6 protein-coding genes and 1 pseudogene are annotated in these 7,792 nt (G+C 47.7%); 5 read left to right on the top strand and 2 right to left on the bottom strand.

The window, feature by feature from the left end; all coding sequences use genetic code 11:
• The coding region (locus tag C7N83_RS15830; protein ID WP_245911139.1) for a hypothetical protein at positions 1-218 on the top strand (218 nt) is incomplete at its 5' end.
• Positions 219-647: 429 nt separating this feature from the next.
• A complete protein-coding gene (locus C7N83_RS05535) occupies positions 648-2,360 on the top strand; it encodes a proline--tRNA ligase (RefSeq protein WP_106741205.1) in 1,713 nt (570 codons plus the stop codon).
• A 105-nt stretch (positions 2,361-2,465) separates the two neighbouring features.
• Here C7N83_RS05535 and C7N83_RS05530 read toward each other — a convergent pair whose 3' ends face one another.
• On the bottom strand, positions 2,466-3,941 hold the full coding sequence (locus tag C7N83_RS05530) for a S41 family peptidase (protein WP_106741204.1): 1,476 nt from the start codon (positions 3,939-3,941) through the stop codon (positions 2,466-2,468).
• A gap of 237 nt (positions 3,942-4,178) precedes the next feature.
• The gene (locus C7N83_RS05525) at positions 4,179-5,963 is read right to left on the bottom strand and encodes a peptidoglycan DD-metalloendopeptidase family protein (RefSeq protein WP_106741202.1); all 1,785 of its coding nucleotides are present in this window, start codon (positions 5,961-5,963) and stop codon (positions 4,179-4,181) included.
• A 157-nt stretch (positions 5,964-6,120) separates the two neighbouring features.
• Between C7N83_RS05525 and C7N83_RS05520 the strand changes: the two are divergent.
• The 3 genes and pseudogenes from C7N83_RS05520 (at position 6,121) to ruvX (ending at position 7,703) form a co-directional block, all read left to right on the top strand.
• Positions 6,121-6,682: pseudogene (locus C7N83_RS05520) on the top strand (CreA family protein).
• 12 nt (positions 6,683-6,694) lie between these two features.
• Positions 6,695-7,243 carry a YqgE/AlgH family protein gene (locus C7N83_RS05515; RefSeq protein ID WP_106741200.1) on the top strand — a complete coding sequence of 183 codons (549 nt, stop codon included), beginning with the start codon at positions 6,695-6,697 and terminating at the stop codon, positions 7,241-7,243.
• Positions 7,236-7,703 (top strand): Holliday junction resolvase RuvX, encoded by a 468-nt coding sequence (gene ruvX, locus C7N83_RS05510; RefSeq protein ID WP_106741199.1) that lies wholly within the window; start codon positions 7,236-7,238, stop codon positions 7,701-7,703. Before C7N83_RS05515 ends, ruvX begins: the two co-directional genes overlap by 8 nt.
• Positions 7,704-7,792 lie beyond the last annotated feature (89 nt).

Raw genomic sequence — 7,792 nt, 5'->3', positions numbered from 1 at the left:
GATTTGGGGATGCTTTGAAAAATTCCTTTTCCCGACCATCTGTAGAAAGTGCGCAACAGGGAATTTGCTTTGTCCAAAGGGGGCGGAATGCCTTCCCACGGTATGCCGGTCCTTACGCGGTAGCGTATGCCTCCTACTTTCCGGTGCAGGTTTTTCTTGTGGCAGAAAACGAAATAGTCAGCGGCTTTGAGCGGTATCCGTCAGTTAATCGTGTTTGAAGGATGGCAGTTAAGTGTGTTCTGTCCGGCGGCAAAAGTTTAACTTATCTGCCTTTCTTTTGTCCGTATTGCTTTATACAGGTAATTTTCAGGATGCCCTAGGACAGCTTTTAAAAAATTATGTTTCAGAAGTGTGAAAAGCTATACACAAACTTTGTGGATAACCTTGTGGGTAAGCCTTTCATAAACCAAAAAAATGGTTTAGCGACAATCATGCTGTTAAGTTGCTTAAGAATTAATCAAATTAAATTCAATAAAATCAATATTTTATTTTTTATAAAGATTTTTGGCTGTCTAAAAATAAAATTTCCAAGTAAAACAAAGTGCTGCAAAGGTGTGTATAAATTTTTGTTGACAGCTGAAAAATTATTAAATTATTGCCAATAGCGTTACAATAGCCGTTTACTTTGAATATTCGAACCAGACATCATGAAAGCCAGTCAATTTTTTATCTCTACGCTGAAAGAAGCGCCTGCGGAAGCTTCGCTTGCCAGCCATCAATTAATGTTGCGTGCCGGTTTGATTAAATCGGTAGCTTCGGGTTTGTATACTTGGATGCCGATGGGTTTACGCGTGTTGCGTAAGGTGGAAAATGTGGTCCGTGAGGAAATGAACCGTGCAGGCAGCGTGGAATTGCTGATGCCGGTGGTACAGCCTGCCGAATTGTGGCAGGAGTCAGGCCGTTGGGAGTTTTATGGTAAGGAATTGCTACGCTTGAAAGACCGTAAAGATGCTGATTTTTGCATGGGGCCGACTTGTGAAGAAGTGATTACGGATATTGTGCGCAAGGAAATCAGCAGCTATAAGCAATTACCGAAGAATTTCTACCATATTCAAACCAAATTCCGTGATGAAATCCGCCCACGCTTCGGCGTGATGCGTGCGCGTGAGTTTGTGATGAAAGATGCGTATTCGTTCCATGCTGATTTTGAATCTTTGCAGGTGACTTATCAGGATATGTATGACGCTTATTGTCGTGTGTTTAACCGTTTAGGTTTGGATTTTCGTCCGGTGGCAGCGGATACCGGCAGCATCGGCGGTACCGGTTCACATGAATTCCAAGTGTTGGCCGACAGTGGTGAAGACGTGATTGCGTATAGCGATGTGTCTGACTATGCAGCCAATATCGAATTAGCGCCGACACTGCCGTTGAGCGGTGAGCGTTCGGCGGCACAAACTCAATTGAATAAAGTGCACACGCCGGGTGTGAAAACAATTGCGGCTTTGGTTGAATTTTTGAATATTCCGATTGAGCAAACGCTGAAATCGATTGTAGTTGAGGGCCAGGAAGAAGGCGAAATCGTGTTGCTGCTGCTGCGCGGTAATCATGAGTTCAACGACATTAAGGCGGAAAAATTGGCTGGTGTGAAATCGCCTTTGAGTATGGCGGCGCCGGAAACGATTTTGGCGCAATTCGGTGCCAATGGCGGTTCATTAGGGCCGGTCGGCTTTAAAGGCAAGATTTATGCCGATTTTGCCACTGAAAAAGGAGCAGATTGGGTCATTGGTGCCAATGAAGACGACTACCATTATACTGGCTTTAATTTCGGCCGTGATTCGGCAGAACCTGAGTTTGTCGATTTGCGCAACGTTGTCGAAGGCGATGCCAGTCCAGATGGGAAAGGCCGTCTGAAACTGGCGTGCGGTATTGAAGTAGGGCATGTGTTCCAATTGCGTGATAAATATTCCAAAGCCTTAAATGCGTCTTTTTTGGATAATAACGGCAAGTCTCAAATCATGGAAATGGGTTGCTATGGCATTGGTGTCACGCGCGTGGTTGCGGCAGCGATTGAACAGAATCATGACGAGCGCGGTATTATTTGGACACCGGCCATGGCGCCTTTTGAAGTAGTGATTGTGCCGATGAATTACAAAAAATCCGCAGCGGTGCGTGAGGCGGCTGACCGTATTTATGCCGAACTGCAAGCGCAGGGCGTGGATGTGTTGTTAGACGATCGCGATGAGCGTGCAGGTGTATTGTTGAACGATTCTGAATTGCTGGGCATTCCGCATCGTATCGTGGTTGGTGACCGTGGTCTGAAAGGAGGAAACGTCGAATACGCGCAACGCCGTGATACCGAATCACAAAGTGTTGCAGCAGCGGATGTGGTCGCTCAAGTGGCTGCGGCTTTGAAAGCTTGAGTATTGATTCATTAAGGCCGTCTGAAAACATATTTTCAGACGGCCTAACAAAACAGGGCAGAAAATTTATTCTGCCCTGTTTTGTTTGTGTGTACAGATTGAGGGTTATTCCTTATCCTCTTTTTTGCTGTCTTTTTTCGGAGCCGGTTTTTTTGCGGCCAGACCTAAAGATTTTTGCCATTCAGTTGGGTTTTTCACCAAATCCAAGGCTTTGCGCAATTGGTCGTCTTTGGCTGGATTTGGTGTACGGCGGGCGATGATGTCTTCTTTTTTTTCCTTATCGGTTTTCGGTTTAGTCTCCTGTTTTAATGCATCTTCTACCGTTTCGGGAATCTTATTGCTGCTGTTCACATCTGCACCACCCAACGGATTGCCGATGTGACCGATCAAGTCGGCTTCACGGCTTTCATAGGCTCGGTCTTTGTCTTTGATTTCTACGTCCGGTACAATGCCTTGCGCCTGAATCGAGCGGTTGTTCGGGGTGTAATACAGAGCGGTGGTCAGTTTGACCGCGCTGCCGTTGGACAACGGAATCACGGTTTGAACCGAACCTTTACCGAAACTTTGCGTCCCCACGACCACGGCACGTTTGTGGTCTTGCAGCGCGCCGGCAACGATTTCCGAAGCCGAAGCGGAGCCTGAGTTAATCAAAACCGTCATCGGAATGGTTTTCAATTCTGCAGGCAGACCGACAAGCGGGTCTTTGCTGTTGGATAAAATGTAATCTTCAGGTGTGGCTTTCAGCACCATTCCGGCTTTACCGTCACGGCCTTTGGTACTCACCACATTCACATCGGCCGGCAGGAAGGCGGCCGAGACACCGACCGCACCATTCAGCAGGCCGCCCGGGTCGTCGCGCAAGTCTAAAATCAAGCCTTTCAATGGTGCACCGTTTCGCTTGGTCAAATCTTTGGCTGCGTCATTCACCCCGGCAATGGTGTGCTCTTGAAATTGGGTCACGCGGATATAGCCGTAGCCTGGCTCGAGTAGATGGTGGCGCACGCTTCTGACTTTAATGATGGCGCGGGTAAGGTTGACCACAATCGGTTTGTCAGCATTTTTGCGCGACAGGGTCAAGGTGATTTTGGTGCCCGGTTTGCCGCGCATTTTTTTTACCGCTTCGCTGACGGTCAAGCCGCGCGTTGAGGTATTGTCGATTTTGACGATGAAGTCGCCGCTTTTAACACCGGCGCGTTCGGCCGGCGTGTCTTCAATCGGCGCAACCACTTTGATGAAGCCGTCTTCTTGGCCGATTTCCATGCCCAAACCGCCGAATTCGCCGCTGGTGTTTTCTTTCAGGTCGGAATAGCCTTTTTTATCCATGTATTCGGAATGCGGATCGAGATCGGCCACCATGCCTTTCATCGCGCCTTCGAATAATTCTTCATCGGATTTGTCTTGGTAATAATTGGCTTTGATTTGGCCGTAAACTTCGGCCATGGTGTGGATGGATTTTACCGGTAAAAATCCGTCTTTACCGGTTTTCCCAGCGGCAATGCTTTGAACGCTGAGGCTGAGTGCCACGCCGCTGAATGCGCCCAAGGTGTAAAGTGCAACTTTTTTCAGAGTGGATTTCGACATTATTCTTAACTTTCTTTGTGTGCTTTTGAAGCCGTCCGAATTGATTGATATTTTTTCAGACGGCCTAAATCATCATTCGTGAAACTTTAGGCGATTTGGCCTGATGAAACAACCGTTTTAGGGTAAAAAAATGCTAGCGACTGTTTGCTTTTCAGGAAATCATGCTTTTTTATCATCGTAATAAAACATTCGGACGGCTTCCATACCTTGAATCGGGGTATAGGGGCCGTTTGAAAATCAGTTAATCCAAGAGAGCGGATTCATATTTTGGCCGTTATAGCGGATTTCCAAATACAGACCTTCTTCGCCGCTTGGCAAAGTGCCGCTGGTCCCGATTTTATGGCCTTGGCCGACGCTGTAACCTTTTACCACGCCGATTTCATTCAAGCCCGAATACACGCTGACGTATTTGTCGCCATGATCGACCACCACCACATTGCCGTAGCCTTCTAATTCGCCGGTATACACCACATTACCCGCGGCAATGCTGTTTACGGCGGCAGGCGGTGTGGTGTAGAACACGCCTTTCCATATTTCGCCGCTTTCGCGCCGGTGGCCGAATAGGCCGGAGAGCATGCCGTTGATCGGTTTTTTCAGACGGCCTTGCATGCGGCTGAAGCTGTTCGGATTACTGATGGTCATGAAGCTGCCGGATTTTGGCGCCTGCAGTTTCATGTCTTCGTCGGTGAGGTTGGATAGGGCGGCACGCTCTTGTGCGGCTTTTTCTTTGTTTGCCTTGGCGGTCTGGCGGGCTTTTTCGGCTTTGGCCAAACGTGTTTCCGCCGCCTTTTTACGGGCTTCGGCCTCTTTTTTTCGCTGCTCGTTTTTTTGTTTGTCCAAGTCTTTAATCAGATTGTTCAGACGTTGTTCATTGTCTTTTTGAGCCGCCGATTTCCTGGCTTCTTTGGCTATGGCGGTATTTTGGCGGCGGCTTTCTACCTGCTCTGGGGTGTTTTTCGCGCCTTGTTTTTTTAATGTGGCTTGCGCATTGGCCTGTAATCTTTTCAGACGGCTTAATTCATTGTTGATTTTGGTTTCTTGTGCGGCTAATTCTTTTTGTTGTTTTGCCAAGCCTGCCATTACTTTTTCATTGGAAGCGTTGATGTAACGGGTATAACGAAGGAAGCGCGTTTTTTGACCTGGCTCGGCATTTTTCAAAAACAGGGCAACGGCGTTGGGTTGGCTGTTTTTGTAGTTGCCGGAAACAAAACGTGAAATCTGCGCACGCGTGTTGCCCACTTCGGCTTTCAGACGGGTGAGGTTTTTATCCAATTGTTGCAGCGTGCCCCACGCGCCGCGCTGTTGGCGGTTGATGTTGGATAGGCTGTTGCGGGTTTGTTGCAGCTTTTTCAAATCAGCATTGACGCGAACCAAGAAACCGGCCGTGCGTTTGTTCAAGGCTTGTTTGACTTCTAAATCATTGGTGGCGGCACTGACGGCGGCGCGCAGTTCGTCGTTGTCGTTGCTTCGTGCAGCAGTTGTTTTTTTATTATTAGCGGTTCTTGCTTTATAGGCTGATTTGCCGGTTTCTGCTTTGTCAGCGGCTTTTTTTACTGATTCTTTTTTTACCGGCTCTTTTTTTGCAGGTTGTTTGCTTGATTCTTTTTTGCTGTCTTTTTTAGCGGCGGTTTCTTTTTTAGCCGCTATTTTTTTATCGGATTTTTTCGCGTTGTTTTCTTTTTCGGCCGATTCTTTTGTGCTTTTAGCAGCGGTTTTCTTTACTGCTTGTTCTTTGGCTTTAGACGTTTCCTTTTGGGTATCTGTTGCGTTACCGTTACTTTTTTTGTTGCCGGCTTTATTGTCTTTTTTTGCAACGGCTTTTGTTTTTTCTTTGGCTTTGTCGGCCGAAGTTTTGCTGTTGCCCTTTTTGTCTTTGGCTGCTTCTTTCGGCGCGGTTGCTTTTTGGGCCGGAATGTTTTTTTTAGCGGCGGCGGCTTTTTCTTTGGCTGATGATCCATTGGCGGCAAAAGCAGGAGCAGCGAAACACAGCAATAGGGTGAGTAAAAGAGGTTTGTAACGCATGATGTATTTTCTTAAAGTCAGTAAAAGCAACAAAGGCCGATTATACTGATTGTCAGGCCGTCTGAAAATGTTATTTAAACGTGTTTCACAAATGCTTGCAATCTTATCAAACAGTCTTATATAGTACCCGTGAATTTTTATGGATGAAAAAGTCGTGATGTTGAAAAAATCAGCGTTGGCCTCGGTTGCAGCGGCATTGTTGGCGGCTTGCGGCGGCAGCGATTCGGATAAAATCGGTAAAGCCAGCACGGTGTTTCACATGCTGGGTAAAAACGACCGCATTGAAGTGGAGGCATTTGATGATCCTGATGTGCGCGGTGTGGCATGTTACGTTTCTTATGCCAAAAAAGGCGGGTTGAAAGAAACCGTCAATTTGGAAGAAGATGCCAGCGATGCTTCGGTATCGTGTGTACAGTCGGCCAATATTATCCGTTACAATAGAAGTGGCGGTAAAGAAGCCGAAACAGGTCTTCAAACGTAGTGCGAGCGTGGCATTTAAGAGCCAGCAGATTATCCGTTATTACGACCCGAAACGTAAGTCTTTTGCGTATTTGGTGTATAGCGATAAAATCCTTCAAGGCTCGCCGAAAAATTCTTTAAGTGCGGTTTCCTGTTTTGACGGACAGCGCGTGGATGAGAAAGAAATTACCGGTTTGGCCAATAAGCAGGTTCACGGTGCGTGTATTGTCGAAGTGACGGCACCTGCGCAATCTGGATAATCAAGAGAATATATGAATTTAGCAAACTATTTTTTAGTTGCCATGCCCGATATGGACGACCCTTTTTTTCAAAACAGTGTAATTTATGTTTGCGAACATGGTGAAGAAGGTGCATTGGGCATCATTATTAATAAACCGTCGCCGATTACGATGGACATGATTTTTGCGGTCAGTGCCCGCAATATTCCGTTGCGCATGCAGCATGAGAGCGTGATGATGGGCGGGCCGGTGCAGGTTGACCGCGGCTATGTGGTGCATACGCCTTTGGGCAATTGGCAAAGTACGCTGACGGTAACCGGTCAAATCGCGCTGACTTCTTCGCGTGACATTATTGAGAATTTATCCGAACCCGGTGCAGTGGATAAGGCTTTGGTGAGTATTGGTTATTCAAGCTGGAGCAAAGGACAGTTGGAACGCGAGCTCGCCGATAATGTGTGGCTGACCGTGCCTGCCGACGAGCATATTTTGTTTGATGTGCCGTATGAATACCGCTATGCTGCCGTTTTTGAAAAGCTCGGCATTCGGCCTGACTGTTTGGCCATGGGAGCGGGGCATGCTTAAAGCACCCAAAGGCACCACGCTGGCATTCGATTTCGGTAAAGCACGAATCGGCGTGGCGCAGGGCGATGCCGAATTAGGCATGACGCACCCGCTGGACACTGTCGCCGGCCACAGCAACGAAGCCAAATTTGAAGCCATTGCCAAGCTGGTAAAAGAATGGCAGCCGAGTCAGCTGGTGGTCGGCTTGCCGACTCATACCGATGGCACCGAGCATGAACTGACGTGCTTGAGCCGTCAGTTCGGCCGCCGATTACAGGGGCGGTTTAATCTGCCGGTGTATTGGGTGGATGAGCGCATGTCGTCGCTGTACGCCGGAAGTTTGCTCACGCAAGCGCAGGTATTCGGGAAAAAACAGAAATCGGTGTTGGACCAAGTGGCGGCGCAAACGATTTTGCAGGTTTTTTTTGAGAGCGGTGCGGTGGAATATTGTAATGGCCGCGAAGTCGAAAACGATAAATAAAGGCCGTCTGGAAAAAGCTGGTTGCTTTACTACAGCATTTTTCGGCCGGCCTGCGTTTGTCTGCGTTAAGAAGACAGGTAAAAGCCACG

It is taken from the genome of Neisseria iguanae (genome assembly GCF_003013245.1).
In the GTDB taxonomy this organism is placed as follows: domain Bacteria; phylum Pseudomonadota; class Gammaproteobacteria; order Burkholderiales; family Neisseriaceae; genus Neisseria; species Neisseria iguanae.
Note: the sequence above shows the minus strand (reverse complement) of the source record. Positions and strands in the feature narration are given on the sequence as shown.